This is a genomic window from Bradyrhizobium sp. UFLA05-125, assembly GCF_059803515.1.
Genome location: NZ_JBANBJ010000091.1, coordinates 1 through 13,317 on the forward strand (window position 1 = coordinate 1; position 13,317 = coordinate 13,317).

At 64.2% G+C, this 13,317-nt stretch carries 15 protein-coding genes; 8 read left to right on the top strand and 7 right to left on the bottom strand.

Annotation, left to right across the window (positions count from 1 at the left end; all coding sequences use genetic code 11):
* On the top strand, nucleotides 1–429 hold a 429-nt coding region (locus SO156_RS40680; RefSeq protein WP_498538726.1), incomplete at its 5' end, for a DUF2147 domain-containing protein.
* Between the two features lie 11 nt (nucleotides 430–440).
* On the opposite strand, the gene SO156_RS40685 is transcribed toward SO156_RS40680, so the two are convergent.
* Entirely contained in the window at nucleotides 441–1,253 is an 813-nt protein-coding gene (locus SO156_RS40685; RefSeq protein ID WP_458145294.1) for a class I SAM-dependent methyltransferase, read from the bottom strand.
* Nucleotides 1,254–1,440: 187 nt separating this feature from the next.
* Here SO156_RS40685 and SO156_RS40690 point away from each other — a divergent pair, with 187 nt between their 5' ends.
* The 4 genes from SO156_RS40690 (at nucleotide 1,441) to SO156_RS40705 (ending at nucleotide 4,262) form a co-directional block, all read left to right on the top strand.
* A complete protein-coding gene (locus SO156_RS40690) occupies nucleotides 1,441–1,797 on the top strand; it encodes a hypothetical protein (RefSeq protein ID WP_458145295.1) in 357 nt (118 codons plus the stop codon).
* Between the two features lie 237 nt (nucleotides 1,798–2,034).
* Complete coding sequence (locus tag SO156_RS40695) at nucleotides 2,035–3,195, top strand: TAXI family TRAP transporter solute-binding subunit (RefSeq protein ID WP_498538727.1); 1,161 nt, start codon at nucleotides 2,035–2,037, stop codon at nucleotides 3,193–3,195.
* Between the two features lie 21 nt (nucleotides 3,196–3,216).
* Nucleotides 3,217–3,804, top strand: coding sequence for a hypothetical protein (locus SO156_RS40700; protein WP_498538728.1), 588 nt, complete (start codon nucleotides 3,217–3,219; stop codon nucleotides 3,802–3,804).
* A gap of 272 nt (nucleotides 3,805–4,076) precedes the next feature.
* Complete coding sequence (locus SO156_RS40705) at nucleotides 4,077–4,262, top strand: hypothetical protein (RefSeq protein ID WP_498538729.1); 186 nt, start codon at nucleotides 4,077–4,079, stop codon at nucleotides 4,260–4,262.
* 106 nt (nucleotides 4,263–4,368) lie between these two features.
* On the opposite strand, the gene SO156_RS40710 is transcribed toward SO156_RS40705, so the two are convergent.
* Nucleotides 4,369–4,773, bottom strand: coding sequence for a (R)-mandelonitrile lyase (locus tag SO156_RS40710; protein ID WP_458145299.1), 405 nt, complete (start codon nucleotides 4,771–4,773; stop codon nucleotides 4,369–4,371).
* Between the two features lie 23 nt (nucleotides 4,774–4,796).
* Nucleotides 4,797–5,495 (bottom strand): ribonuclease activity regulator RraA, encoded by a 699-nt coding sequence (locus tag SO156_RS40715; protein ID WP_028136365.1) that lies wholly within the window; start codon nucleotides 5,493–5,495, stop codon nucleotides 4,797–4,799.
* 236 nt (nucleotides 5,496–5,731) lie between these two features.
* On the opposite strand from SO156_RS40715, the gene pxpB reads away from it, so the two are divergent.
* The 3 genes from pxpB to SO156_RS40730 are packed head-to-tail and all read left to right on the top strand — an operon-like array spanning nucleotide 5,732 to nucleotide 8,295.
* Nucleotides 5,732–6,460, top strand: a complete 729-nt coding sequence (pxpB, locus tag SO156_RS40720) for a 5-oxoprolinase subunit PxpB (RefSeq protein WP_498538730.1) — start codon at nucleotides 5,732–5,734, stop codon at nucleotides 6,458–6,460.
* Nucleotides 6,457–7,494, top strand: coding sequence for a 5-oxoprolinase subunit C family protein (locus tag SO156_RS40725; protein ID WP_498538731.1), 1,038 nt, complete (start codon nucleotides 6,457–6,459; stop codon nucleotides 7,492–7,494). The genes pxpB and SO156_RS40725 overlap by 4 nt, the downstream gene beginning before the upstream one ends.
* Nucleotides 7,495–7,524: 30 nt before the next feature.
* Nucleotides 7,525–8,295, top strand: a complete 771-nt coding sequence (locus SO156_RS40730) for a LamB/YcsF family protein (RefSeq protein ID WP_458145302.1) — start codon at nucleotides 7,525–7,527, stop codon at nucleotides 8,293–8,295.
* 135 nt (nucleotides 8,296–8,430) lie between these two features.
* Here SO156_RS40730 and SO156_RS40735 read toward each other — a convergent pair whose 3' ends face one another.
* From SO156_RS40735 to SO156_RS40750, 4 genes are all read right to left on the bottom strand, one after another.
* Complete coding sequence (locus SO156_RS40735; protein ID WP_167561251.1) at nucleotides 8,431–8,583, bottom strand: hypothetical protein; 153 nt, start codon at nucleotides 8,581–8,583, stop codon at nucleotides 8,431–8,433.
* A gap of 187 nt (nucleotides 8,584–8,770) precedes the next feature.
* Complete coding sequence (locus tag SO156_RS40740) at nucleotides 8,771–10,387, bottom strand: sulfite reductase subunit alpha (protein WP_498538732.1); 1,617 nt, start codon at nucleotides 10,385–10,387, stop codon at nucleotides 8,771–8,773.
* Nucleotides 10,384–12,186, bottom strand: a complete 1,803-nt coding sequence (locus SO156_RS40745; RefSeq protein ID WP_458145304.1) for a NirA family protein — start codon at nucleotides 12,184–12,186, stop codon at nucleotides 10,384–10,386. Before SO156_RS40745 ends, SO156_RS40740 begins: the two co-directional genes overlap by 4 nt.
* Nucleotides 12,187–12,199: 13 nt before the next feature.
* On the bottom strand, nucleotides 12,200–13,027 hold the full coding sequence (locus tag SO156_RS40750; RefSeq protein ID WP_498538733.1) for a formate/nitrite transporter family protein: 828 nt from the start codon (nucleotides 13,025–13,027) through the stop codon (nucleotides 12,200–12,202).
* Between the last annotated feature and the right edge of the window lie 290 nt (nucleotides 13,028–13,317).

Sequence of the window (13,317 nt, forward strand, 5' to 3'; positions counted from 1 at the left end):
GTGGCCGGGGCCGGAGCCGCCGTCGCGATTGCTCCGCCCCCGGCCCCGCCGCCAGCGTCCGCTCCGCCTCCCGTTCAGGCGACGACGGCTCCGGCCCCGGCCACAGCGCCTGCGCCCACGCGCGACCTCAATTCGCCGGTCGGCGTCTGGCTCACCGAGGAGAAAGAAGGCAAGGTCCGCATTGAACAGTGCGGCAACAATCTCTGCGGCTACTCGGTCGACGCCAAGTCGGACCAGAATGGCGAGCAGATCCTGATCAACATGAAGCCGGCCCAAGGCCAGAAATGGACCGGCCGGATCGTCGATCCCAACACGGGCTCGACCTACGACTCCACGATTGCGATGCGCGGCACCGACCGCCTGCGCGTACAGGGCTGCGCCTTCGGCGGCATGTTCTGCGGCGGCCAGACCTGGACGCGGGTGAACTAGTTCACGCTTGCCTAGGACCTCGCCTCGATCACATGCGCCTGGACTTTTGCAGAGATCTCGCCCTCACCATGTCGCGCGGCAATTTTCCTTGCCGCGTGAGCGGTAGCAGCCTCCAGCGCGTCGGGACGTCTCGCCTCGATTTCGTTGCGGAGTAGCGTGCCCTGACAGTAGCTCATTGCAACGTGCTGCGCGGAGATGGACCGGCTTTGTTCAGACCGTGTTTGAACTGCCACATCTGAAAACCCTGCATCCTGCACATCGCGCCGGATCCGCGCGGTGTCATGATAGCCGTGTGGCGTGCGCGCGAGGAAGCGCGGCGGATCGTCCGGGAAGAGCTCGGCCAGCGCGTCGGTGACGTCTTTAGCGAAGATATTGTCCTCGATCCTGTCCCAGACATTGAAGATGAAAGCCCCACGCGGCCTCAGTACACGCCGCGCCTCCTGGTAGGCTTTGACGCGATCCGGGAAGAACATCGCGCCGAACTGGCAGCATACGACGTCGAACGAACCGTCGGGGAACGGGAGTAACTGCGCATCGGCCTGACGCCAGCTCACACGCGCATCGGCGCCATGCCGAAGCTTTGCATGATCGAGCATCGGCTGATTGAGATCGGTCACCGCATAGGTCGCGTCCGGCGACAGGACGGCTGCGACGGCGCGTGTGACCACGCCGCTTCCCGCCGCTGTTTCCAGTACGGCCTTTGGCGCCCGCGCAGCGACGCGGCGCGCCATGTCGTCGGCATAGCTCTGGAAGATCAGGGGAACCATATAGCGGTCGTAATTTTCCGGGACCGAGCCCGCAAACAGCTTGTCGGATTCAGGCATCCTCGTCTCCGCGAATGGCCTTTCGGGTCGCAGGCAGCAGGCCACGAAGGTATCGCCTTGTCACGTTGCGCTGCACAGCCAGCAGCCAGCGTGCACAATGTCACGCCTCGCAGAAACTGCGTGACAGCCCTCACATCGGCGCGCCCGAACACCGTGGCAGGTTCCCCCAACCTCATAGGGGCGAGCCATGAAACATTTTCGCAAGGGACTTTTGACCAGCATCCTCATCATTGCCCTGCCGTATGCGCAGGCGCACGCTGCGACCGGTAGCTTCGACGGCAGCTGGAACGTGCGGATCACCTCAACGAGCGAGGCCTGCGGCAACGGCTCGACGGTCGCCATCGGCATCAGCAACGGTCAGGTCGCTTCCAGCAGTGCCGCGGTGAGTGCATCAGGCAGCGTCGCAGACGCTGGTAAGATCAGCGTCATCTTGAGCAGCGGCATCAAGCGCGCCACAGGCTTCGGCCACCTCGCCGGCACCTCAGGCTCCGGCATCTGGCGTGGCACCATGTGCACGGGCACGTGGACGGCGGAAAAACTATAGACACGGCGACGGTTGCCCGACGGTCGGCCATCGAGTCGCGGCTCACCAACGGTGGGCAGACATCTCAGGGAACGTCGATCCGATCGATGCGTTGAAAAGCGCTAGCAAACTCATTCCAGCCTGTCGCGCTACGGATGGGCCGAGTGAGGTTTGCCGGCCAGGCAAGAGCACGCCAAAGCGGGCGCTGACGCCGAACAGGCTTGAACAATGAGGGTCTGCGGAGCTGTGCGGGCCGGTTTGTTCACCGCATTCATTGCCGCGGCCTGGCTCGGCGGACAGGTCCAGACCTCCCTCGCGCAAACGCGGCCACCGGTATCTTCGAGCGATGCGGCGAAGGTGTCGCCGCGTAAGGAAAATCTTCCCAGGAAGGAAGCCGCGACATCCGACCCGCACACGGCAGGATTTGTTACCGGCGCGGCGCAGAGCACCGAGTTCGCCATAGCTCAGGACATTGCGACGACCCTGGCCAGCGGCCAGGAAACAGGTCCTCACGGGGAGGTCGCATTGCGGGTGCTGCCAATCGTGGGAAACGGCGGCAGTCGCAACATCATCGACATACTCAGCCTGGCCGGCGCCGACATGGCGATCGCTCCCGTTCTGCTGGCTGATCGTCTCCGAGAGAGAGGCGCCCTCAGAGATATCGGCAACAGGCTGGTCTACATCACCCCGCTGTTTGTCGAAGAGTTCCACCTCCTCGCGCGGTCCGAAATCAACAGCGTGGCGGATCTTGCGGGCAAGCGGGTCAATCTCGGCGAAGAAGGCGGCGCCGGCGCGGTCCTCGGCCGCGAAATGCTCAACGATCTGGAGGTGAAGGTCAATGAATCCAACCTGCCTCTGGACGCAGCGATGGACGGGATGCGCGAGGGGCAAATCTCAGCCACGTTGCTGGTGTCGGGCAAACCGGTCGGCTTCCTGGCGCGGTACGCCCAAGGTGATGGCCTTCACTTCCTGTCCATCCCCTATTCGAAGGCCATGCTGGAGCATGATTATCTGCCATCGACGCTCAGCCACGAAGATTACCCAGGTATCATCGACGCCTCTGACAGCGTCGACACCATCGCGGTCAAATGCGCGCTTTTCGCTTACAATTGGTCGCCGCGCAGCGAGCGGTTTGCGCTCCTGGAACTGTTCGTGCAGACGCTGTTCTCGCGATTTCCTGAATTTCTCGGCGACGGTCATCATCCCAAGTGGCGAGAGGTGAACCTGGCAGCGGTGCTTCCTGGTTGGAGGCGATTTCAACCTGCGGAGCGCTGGCTCCAGCAGCAATCCGGCGGAGAGGCCGCGCTTCGCAAGGCATTCGGTCACTTCCTCGAGCAAAAGCCGATCAGCAATCCGCCGGACCGCGAACAATTGTTCCAGGACTTCATGCGGTGGCGAGAACGCCAGCAGGGCCGTTGACCCAAGGAGTGGGAGGTCTTGATGCGCAATCCAGTGGTAACCGCAGCCTTGGTCGTGTTGTTCGCGTTGACTGCCGACGTGAGGCGGCCGTCCGCGCAACTCTTTCCATTCGAGAATCCGGTTCCGCAAGCGCCTTCTCCAGCCGCGGTGCCATCAACCGACAAGGCCGGGAAAGCCAAGGCGGTAACTCGCCCGGAAGCCAAACCACACACTCGCCCGGACGGTAAACCACACAAAAGGCTCTACGTCGCTCCCTCGCAGCCAAATCAGCGGAGGATCGCCGAAAAGAAGGGCTACAAGCGTGTCAGCGACCTCGTGAACTTCCCGAAATTCTTTCCCGGCCTTGGCATCCTCTTTGTCAAACCGGACACTCTGCCGCTAGGACCCTTCCTGTGCTTTGATCGCAAGGATCGCCTGGTGGCGAGCGTGTATATGGTGCCTACCAAGGACATCGACGATCACAAGTCGTTAGAGGCGCAGGGCTTCGCTGGAACAGTTGACCATGTCAGCATCTACTTCAACCCGGGTCACCCTGGAGTCGACGTGCCGCACTACCACTTCGTGATCTGGCACGTCAGCAAGAAGGAGGAAGCGCGCGTCGCGAAATGACGCACGTCACCTTGAGAGCGATACATCATCCCGGCAGCTTGCGTTTGCCCATGGAAAAAGTGCTCGCCCATGCGATTTCGGGTTTCATCGTGTGCTTCGGCATCTGGATCTTTGTTGCCGGCCTAAGCTCCAGCACACCAATATTGTGGTCGTGCGCGGCTCTCTTGCCCACCGCAATCGGACTCTGGAGCGCATTCGGGCATGTCTAGAGGTCGCCCGCCGGAACCAGGACGCCCCTGCCGTCTTGATTTTGGGTGGCGAGACTGTTTCTGATGGACCTTACTGCGACCGAACGCGATTTCCTGAGACGGCTGGCTTCCCAAGCCTGGATCAGCCCGACGCTGTTCGACCATGAAATCGTCGCCCGACTTGTCGAGCTCGGTCTCGTTGAGACCGAACCATTGGATTCAGGCGAGGTCGAATACCGCATCACCGCCGCGGGCCGCGACGCCCTGTGAATTCGTGGTGTGGCATGAAGTGCCGCGCTCTCGAGGGTCAGGACCTCGGATCGGCGACGCATCGCCATCAGGCGATGCGTCCTGTCCGGCGCATGCGAGCCCGTTGCTAGCCGACCGGCGCTGCATATTCCGCGTCGGTGACGGGCTCCAGCCAGGTCGAATAGACGCCGTCGAGCGCTTCTTGCATGGCGATGTGGGTCATGCCATTGGCTGGCGAAGCCCCGTGCCAGTGCAATTCCCCCGGCGGAATCCAGATGGTGTCGCCCGGACGGATCTCGCGGATCGGACCGCCCTTGGCCTGGACGCGGCCGACGCCGGAAATAACGTAGAGCGTCTGCCCGAGGGGATGGTGATGCCAGTTGGTGCGCGCGCCCGGCTCGAATGACACGCGCGAGCAGTTCAGCCGCGCCGGCGCTGGCGCCATGATCACGGGGTCCTGCAACACTGTGCCGGTGAAGTTCTCCTTGGGCGCGCGGCGGGTCGGACGCGTGCCTGCGATGTGGATTTCCATGGGGTACCTCGCTCGGTTTCTCGTTACTTCTTGCTCGCAGCGTAGCGCGCCTTGGTCTCGGCGTTCATGGGATAGAGGCCCGGCAGCACGGCGCCGTTGTTCACCTCGTTGACGATCCAGGCTTCCATCCGTTCCTGCTCGACGCCCTCGTTGAGGACGTGCTCGAGCATCGCCTGCGGGATCAGCACGCAGCCGTCCTGGTCGGCGACGACGATGTCGTTCGGAAATACCGCAACGCCGCCGCAGCCGATCGGCTCACCCCAGCCGACGAAGGTCAGGCCCGCGACCGACGGCGGCGCCGCGTAGCCGTCGCACCAGACCGGCAGGTTGGTGCCGAGTACACCCTCGACGTCACGCACGACGCCGTCGGTGACCAGTGCGGTAACGCCGCGCTTGACCATCCGCGCACAGAGGATGTCGCCGAAGATGCCGGCATCGGTGATGCCCATGGCGTCGACCACGGCGATGCAGCCCTCGGGCATTGCCTCGATCGCAGTGCGGGTCGAGATCGGCGAAGACCAGGATTCCGGTGTGGCCAGGTCCTCGCGCGCCGGCACGAAGCGCAGCGTGAACGCAGGGCCGACCAGCCGCGGCAACCCCGGGCGCAGCGGACGCGCACCGCGCATCCAGACATTGCGCAGGCCCTTCTTCAGGAGGACCGTGGTGATGGTGGCGGTAGTGATGCCGGCGAGGGTCTTGCGGGCTTCAGGGGATAGCGACATGGACGACAACGAGCTCCGGATGGGCGAGAAAACGACGTGCGCATCTTGCGAGGCGCGGGCCGGCCGTCAAGGGCCAAGGCGAAGCCGCGCAGCACTGTTATGCGATGCGATAACAAGGCTTTATCGCTTGCCGCTGGATTAATTTATTGGACTTGCGGGCGCAATTACGCGAAGCAAAGGGCAGCGGGAACCAAGGGAGTCTCCCGCGATTTCCAAGAGGCCGATTTCGACAGCTCATGGCCGCGACGCTTTCCCCGCCCCGCCTTTTGCCCAGTGGCGACAGTGCCGTCACGGTCGAGTTTAGCCGCACCATCGACGACGCCGCCAACCAGCGCGTGCTGGCGCTCGATCGGGTGCTCACCGACGCCGGCATCGAGGGCGTCACCGAGGCGGTGCCGACCTATCGCTCGCTGCTTGTGCACTACGATCCGGGACGGATCGGCTTCGATGCACTGGGCGAAAAGCTGCTCGCGCTTGCAAGCCGGCCGCAGCCGCGCACGGCAAAAGCGCGGCGCTGGCGCATTCCCGTGGCCTATGGAGGCGAGCACGGCATCGATCTCGAAGATGTCGCCAAGACGCTGAAGACCACCCCAGACGACATCATCGCGCGCCATGTCGCCGGCGACTACCGCGTCGCCATGATCGGCTTCACCCCGGGCTGGTCCTATCTCAGCGGCCTGGAGAAATCGCTGCACATGTCGCGGCGGCAGAATCCGCGGCTCTCGACGCCCGCCGGTACGATTGCGATCGGCGGCGTGCAGACTGGCGTGCAGTGCCTCGCCGGTCCCAGCGGCTGGCACCTGTTGGGACGCACCCCAGTGCGGACCTATCAGCTCCACCGGAATCCCACCTTCCTCACCGAACCTGGTGATCGCGTGACGTTTTTTGCCGTCGACCACAAGACTTTCGCGGAGCAGGACCGCGCTGCCGAAGCCGGCGAGATCATTGCGGAGCTGACGTCATGAGCCGGCTCATTGTCGCCAGCATTGGGCCGGCCAGCTCCGTCCAGGACGGTGGACGGCCGGGCTCGCAGCGCTATGGCCTCACGCCGAGCGGAGCGATGGACCGGCTGGCGCTGGCGGCCGCCAACTGCCTGGTCGGCAATGAGCTGTTTGCGGCCGCCGTCGAGATCGGCCCGTTCGGCGCCTCATTCACTGCGCGCGACGGTGCGGTGCGCGTCGCGATCACAGGCGCGCCGCGCAATGCCGATATCGCCGGCAAGCCGGTGGCGGGCGAGACCTCGGTGACGCTGAAGGAAGGCGAGACGCTGACGCTCGGCTTCGCCCGCGGCGGCGCGTTCAGCTATCTCGCAATCGAAGGCGCTATCCGGGGCGAGCCGGTGTTCGGCAGCCTCGCAGTGAACGCCCGTGCCGGGCTCGGTAGCCCCTACCCACGCCCGCTCCAGGCCGGCGACGAGTTCAGCGTCGCGGCCGCAAGCGGTGGGCCTGAGCAGCGGATCGAATTGCCGAAGCCACCGAATGGTCCGATCCGCGTCGTGCTGGGCCCGCAGGACGACGAGTTTGATGACGTCAACAAGGCGCTGTTCCTGTCGAGCGACTGGAAGATCTCCGCGACCTCGGACCGCATGGGCTATCGCCTCGAAGGCCCCGTGATCGAACATCTGCACGGCCACAACATTGTCTCCGACGGCACGGTCAATGGCAGCATCCAGGTGCCGGGCAATGGCGCGCCGATCGTCCTGATGATGGACCGCGGCACCAGCGGCGGCTATCCGAAGATCGCAACCGTCATCTCCGCCGATCTCGGCCGCCTCGCCCAGACCTCGGCCGGCACGGCGTTTCGCTTCAAGGCCGTCAGCATGGCCGAAGCGCAGGACGAGGCGAAGAAATTCGCACAGCTCCTGCGCGGCCTGCCTGACCGTTTGCGCGCGGCGGACACCGTGGGGCTCAACATTGAGGCCCTGCACGATGCTAATGTCGCGGGCTACGCGGTGAACGCCGTCGATGCCGGGACGTGGCAGGTTTCGGCGGAGCCGTAACCGACAAGAAGACCAGAGGCGGAGGGCACCATGACGACGATCGATCTCAACTGCGACCTTGGTGAGGGATTTGGCGCCTGGGAGATGGGCAACGACGCCGCGATGCTCGAGCTTGCGACATCGGTCAACGTTGCCTGCGGCTTCCATGCCGGCGACCCCGATATCATGCGACGGACGGTTGAGCTCGCGAAGGCGCGCGGCGTCTCGATCGGCGCTCATCCCGGCTATCGCGACCTGCACGGCTTCGGCCGGCATCCGATCGTCGGGCTGAAATCCTCCGAGATCGAAAACCTCGTCGCCTATCAGATCGGCGCGCTCCAGGCGATCGCGACAGCGGCCGGCCACAAGGTCACGCATGTGAAGGCGCATGGCGCGCTCTCCAACGTTGCCTGCGAGGACGACATGACTGCAAAGGCGATCGCGGCCGGGATCAAGGCCGTCGACCCCTCGCTGATCTTTGTGGTGCTCGCCAATTCAAAACTGGTGAAGGCCGGCGAGGACGCGAACCTGCCGATGGTGCATGAGGTGTTCGCCGACCGAGCCTATGAGGACGACGGCAACCTGGTCTCGCGCAAGAAGCCCGGCGCGGTGTTGCACGATGCCAAGGCGATCGCGAATCGCGTCGTGCGCATGGTGCAGGACGGCGCCGTGATCTCGGTCACCGGCAAGGTCATCAAGATGCGGATGGACACGGTTTGCATCCACGGCGACACGCAGGGCGCCGTCGACATCGCGCGCAATCTGCGTCAGGCATTGAAGGATGCCGGTATTGCGGTGGCGCCGTTCAAGCGCGCCGCGTGAGCCTTGCTCGGTGCGGTAGCCTGGGCAAAGCGAAGCGTGCCCACCTCTTCTTGCTATAGATGGAAAGATGGTGGGCACGGCGCGCGAAGAGCGCGCCTTTGCCCACCCTACGAAACTAACCCACTGTACAAATTGTCAGAACGGGTGCACCGACAGCGTGCCGAAGACGATGGCGGCGATGACCGCAAAGGCACTGTAGAGCGCAACATGGTGCATGCTCGCCCCGGTCCGCCGCGAGAGCGAGCGCGCGTAGAAGTGCAGCCTCGCTTCCGCCGATAGTTCGCGCATGGTCGATCTCCAACGCCCCATTTGCGAGGATATGAAGGAGCAATCGCGGCGGCGGACAAGATGGTGGCGGAAATAGCGACGGCGGTTCTCTTCGGAGCCGCCGTTGCAGAGGGAAATTCTCGGAACCCGCAGGTTCCGAGAATCTTATTCGCTCAACCTTTAAGCCAATGGAACCAGTTCCCAGGCGCTAATAGACGTCCGCCTGGAACCTACCCTTCTTCTTGAGATCCGCCACGAAGCTGACGGCCTCGTCCGTGGAACGGGCGCCGAACTGGGCGACGATGTCGACCAGCGCACGCTCGACGTCCTTGGCCATGCGCTTGGCATCGCCACAAATGTAGAGATGCGCGCCTTCGGCCAGCCACGTCCACACCTCGCGGCCGAGCTCGCGCATGCGGTCCTGCACGTAAAACTTCTTCTCGCCGTCGCGCGACCAGGCGAGTGAAAGGCGGGTCAGCAGGCCCGAGGTCTTCAGCGCGTTGAGCTCATCGCGATAGAAGAAATCGCAGTCGCTGCGCTGATGGCCGAAGAACAACCAGTTCTTACCTGACGCGCCGGTCGCCTTGCGGTCGAGCAGGAAGGCGCGGAACGGCGCAACGCCGGTGCCGGGGCCGACCATGATGATCGGCGTCTTCGGATCCTGCGGCAGCGCAAAGCCGTGCGCCTTCTGCACATAGACCTTCAGCTTCTCGCCCTCGGTGATGCGCTCGCCGAGGAAGGTCGAGGCGACGCCGAGGCGCTTGCGCTTGCCGATGACGTAGCGCACGGAATCGACGGTCAGTGACAGCTTTCCCGGCGTCGCATTGTGCGAGGACGAGATCGAATAGAGCCGCGGCTGCAGGGGCTCGAGCGCCTCGACGAACGCTTCAGGATGCGGACGGCAGCCGGAGAACTTTTGCAGCGCCGCCATGACGTCGAGCGTTGCGGCATCGCCATCGGGATCCTCGCCCTGCGCCAGCGCCCGCGCCTTCTCGCGCTGCGCGCCGCCGGTGATGAAGGAAAGCAGCTCGAACAGCTTGTCCGGCGCCGGCGATAGCGAGACGTCCCCGACCAGCGCCTCGCGCAGCGTCTTGCCATTGACCTGCGTGTTATGGGAGGCGCCGAGCAGCGCGATGATCTGGTCGACGAGGCCGAGATCATTGCGTGCAAACACGCCGAAGGAGTCGCCGACGACATAGTCGAGCTTGCTGTCGGAGAGATCGAACTCGATGTGATAGGTCTCCTTCTCGGAGCCCTGCTTGTTGAGGAGGCGCCGCGACAGGAACACGGCTTCAGCCGGATTTTCGCGGGCGCGACCCAGCTCGGCCTTCACTTCGGGCGCAGCCGATGCAGTAGCCGCCGACACCGCAGCACCCGCAGCGGACTTCGGCGCGGGCGCCTTGTCCAGCTCTTCAAAGAGCTGCTTCAGCATCCGCGCCGTCTCCTTGCCGCCGGGGGCGCAGAGATTGAGGCGGGCTTCGCTCTTCTTGGCGATGGCATCGGAATAGTCGGCGCAATTGTAGCCGCACTGGCCACAATCCTGCTGCGCCATCGCCGCCATCATGCGACGGCGGAGCGGACGCCCTTCCGCAAGCTTCATGCGATCGCCGATCGGCATCGCCGGATCGTGCCAGGGCGCCTCGCCATCGTCGCCATCGCCCTGTGGCGCGAGCACCGCGCCGTTTTCGGCCGGAGACAGCGGCGTAGAGCCGTCGAGGCCGAACATGCCCACGAGAAATCCATTCAGCCACAGCCGCTGCCCTTCGCTGAAGGGCGCGTTCGGCGGGATGATCTCGAGTTTCGGTGGGACGGGCATCTGGGTCATGCTGTTGCTTCCGCTCCGGCGAGTTTGCGCAGGGCTTCGCCGTCATGGCGACGAGAGAAGGTAAGGAACGTTTCTTCCGGCGAGGCGCGGTTGGCGAGATAGGCCTTCAAGAGACCCTCGACGAGCCTGGGCGCGTCCTCGGCCTTAACGTCGTGATAGACCTCCTGCCCGATATCGGCATCGGGACCGAAGCCACCACCGGTGAATAGGTGATAGCCCTCGACCGTGTCCTCCTCCGTCGCGCCCGGCACCTTGGCCGCGATCAGGCCGATGTCGGAGATGTAGTGCTGCGCGCAGGAGTGATGGCAGCCGGTCAGGTGGATGTTGAGCGGGGTGTCCAGCGTCACGCGCTCATCGCACCAGTCGCCGATCGCGGTCGCATGGCGCTTGGTGTCGGAGGCCGCGAACTTGCAGCCGGCATTGCCGGTGCAGGCGATCAGGCCGGCGCGGACTTGCGACACTTGCGTGGCGAGACCGAGCTTCTCGACCGCTGCGGTCACCAGCGCGACGTTTTCGTCGCGCACGCCGGAGATCAAGAAATTCTGCCAGACGGTCAGGCGGATATCGCCGTCGCCGAGATCCTGCGCGATCTTGCCGATGCCGCGCATCTGCTCGCAGGTGAGCTTGCCGACCGGCAGCGCGACACCGACCCAATTGAGCCCCGCCTGCTTTTGCTTGTGCACGCCGATGTGGGCCATGCGGTCAAATGTCGGACGCGGTGCGATCGCATCCGCAGGCACGCGCGCGAAGGGCTTCTTGAGCCGTTCCTCGACGAGCTTGAGAAACTTATCGTGGCCCATGTTGTCGAGCACATATTTCAGCCGCGCCTTGGTGCGGTTGGTACGGTCGCCATGCTCGATGAAGACGCGCACGATGGCGTCGGCAACCGTGGTGGCGTCCTCGGGACGAACGACGATGTCGGAATATTTTGCAAAATCCCTGTGGCCAGTGATGCCGCCGATGCCGAGCCGGAACCAGACGCCCGCGTCGACGCCAAAGCCGCCCTTCACCTCGACCGCGGAAAACGCGATGTCGTTGGTCTCCTCCAGCACCGCGACGCGCCCCGCGCCGTCGAAAGCGACGTTGAACTTGCGCGGCAGGCCGTAGAGCGAGCGGTCGTTAAGAATGTGGTAGTGCCATTCGCGCGCGAAAGGACGCGTATCGAGGAGTTCCTGCGGATCGATGCCGGCGGTCGGCGTGCCCGTGACGTTGCGGATGTTGTCCGCGCCGGAGCCGCGCGAGCACAGGCCGATGTCTTGGATGCCTTCGATGAGCGCGACCGCGTTCTTCGGCTCGATCTCGCGTATCTGGAAGTTCGCACGCGTGGTCACATGGGTGTAGCCGCCGCCATAAGCCTCGGCCAGATCGGCAAGTCCGGACATCTGCCAGTGCTTCAGGATGCCGTTCGGAATGCGCAGGCGTGCCATGTAGGAGGTCTGCGCCGGCGCGACCCAGAAGATGCCGTAATAGCGCCAGCGAAAATTGTCCGCCGGCGTCGGGTTAGCATTGTTGCGCGCCTGGTCCTTCAGCCGCTCGTAGCCGTCGAAAGGGTGCAGCTCGCGCTTGAACTTCTCCTGGTCGGCGAGCTTCTTGCCAGACGCCGTGACCGCGTCCTGCGCTTTCAGCGCCGCGGCATCAGGACCGGTCGGCTCGGACGGAGCGCTGGCCGCCGCGGCAGGAGCGCCACCGGCGACAAAGGCACGGCCCACACGTCCGACCTGGAGGCCGGACATGAAGCCTTCGAGATAGCGCTTCTGCTCGTCGGAGAAGTCGGCCGTGGGTGCTGTGTCGAGTTTCATTGGCTGAATGGACCTACTCTGCTGCCTGGACCGCGACCTGCGCCACTTCGGTCGCCGGCTTTGCGGGCTTGTACGTTGCGTAGAGCGCAAGACCGGTGAAGACGAAGCCGCCGACGAGATTGCCGAGCGTCACGGGAATCTGATTCCACAGCCACCAGTCCGAGAGGCTGACCTTGGCGCCAAGCAGCATGCCGGTCGGGATGACGAACATGTTGACGACCGCGTGCTCGAAACCCAGTGCGAAGAACAGGAAGATGGGCAGCCAGGTCGCAGCGATCTTGCCGACTGTCGAGGTCGAGGTCATCGCCATGACGACGCCGAGACAGACCAGCCAGTTGCAGAGGATCGCCTTGACGAAGACGGAGACCATGCCGGCGGTGCCGATCGCGGCATTGCCGATCGTCTTCGCTTCCGCCACCGCAACGATGCGCGCGGCGACGCCGGCGACTTCGACCTTGCCCATGTTGGTGAGTGAGATCGCGATCAAGACGAAAGCGAGGCTGCCGAGCAGATTGGCAACGAAGACCCAGGACCAGTTGGCGATTACCGCGTTCCAGGTGGCTTTGCCCTCGAGGCGCGCGAGCGGCACGATGGCGAAGCTCCCCGTGACGAGTTCGAGGCCAAGCAGCACGATCATCACCAGGCTGACTGGAAAGATGAGCGCGCCGACGATGGGCTGGCCGGTGGTAGCGGCGCCGGTGAAAGCGAGCGTCGTGGCAGCGCCCAGGAGCGCGCCGGAAATCGCACCGCGGATCAGGAGGTCGCGCGGGCCGAGCGCCAGCTTCTTCAGGCTGGCATCGATCATCGAGGCAACAACGTCAGAGGGCTTTGCGTAATCCATATCGAAGCTCCAGCGCCGCGCGTTGCGGCCACAACGGGTTGAAACGACGTTGATCGCTCGGAGCACGATCTCAGGCGCACGCGGCCTGGCCGGAACCCGGGGCGATCCGATCAGCCTCGTTGCTGCGGAAATCCATCATGGACTTGGTGCCGCCGGCTTCCACGCCGGTTGGCTTGTTCCCTCCTATTCAAGGAGTGTGCCAACGCAGCATAAATCTGGAATGCGTGTAAAATCAGCTTGTTAGGACTGTGTGCAGCGCATGAAATGGATCACCATTCATGCCGCTTGGG

Excerpts from the sequence above, each read along its gene's own strand:
- SO156_RS40685 (WP_458145294.1), bottom strand. The coding sequence starts at position 1,253 with ATGCCTGAATCCGACAAGCTGTTTGCGGGCTCGGTCCCGGAAAATTAC.
- SO156_RS40690 (WP_458145295.1), top strand. The coding sequence starts at position 1,441 with ATGAAACATTTTCGCAAGGGACTTTTGACCAGCATCCTCATCATTGCC.
- SO156_RS40700 (WP_498538728.1), top strand. The coding sequence starts at position 3,217 with ATGCGCAATCCAGTGGTAACCGCAGCCTTGGTCGTGTTGTTCGCGTTG.
- SO156_RS40705 (WP_498538729.1), top strand. The coding sequence starts at position 4,077 with ATGGACCTTACTGCGACCGAACGCGATTTCCTGAGACGGCTGGCTTCC.
- SO156_RS40710 (WP_458145299.1), bottom strand. The coding sequence starts at position 4,773 with ATGGAAATCCACATCGCAGGCACGCGTCCGACCCGCCGCGCGCCCAAG.
- SO156_RS40715 (WP_028136365.1), bottom strand. The coding sequence starts at position 5,495 with ATGTCGCTATCCCCTGAAGCCCGCAAGACCCTCGCCGGCATCACTACC.
- pxpB (WP_498538730.1), top strand. The coding sequence starts at position 5,732 with ATGGCCGCGACGCTTTCCCCGCCCCGCCTTTTGCCCAGTGGCGACAGT.
- SO156_RS40725 (WP_498538731.1), top strand. The coding sequence starts at position 6,457 with ATGAGCCGGCTCATTGTCGCCAGCATTGGGCCGGCCAGCTCCGTCCAG.
- SO156_RS40730 (WP_458145302.1), top strand. The coding sequence starts at position 7,525 with ATGACGACGATCGATCTCAACTGCGACCTTGGTGAGGGATTTGGCGCC.
- SO156_RS40735 (WP_167561251.1), bottom strand. The coding sequence starts at position 8,583 with ATGCGCGAACTATCGGCGGAAGCGAGGCTGCACTTCTACGCGCGCTCG.
- SO156_RS40740 (WP_498538732.1), bottom strand. The coding sequence starts at position 10,387 with ATGACCCAGATGCCCGTCCCACCGAAACTCGAGATCATCCCGCCGAAC.
- SO156_RS40745 (WP_458145304.1), bottom strand. The coding sequence starts at position 12,186 with ATGAAACTCGACACAGCACCCACGGCCGACTTCTCCGACGAGCAGAAG.
- SO156_RS40750 (WP_498538733.1), bottom strand. The coding sequence starts at position 13,027 with ATGGATTACGCAAAGCCCTCTGACGTTGTTGCCTCGATGATCGATGCC.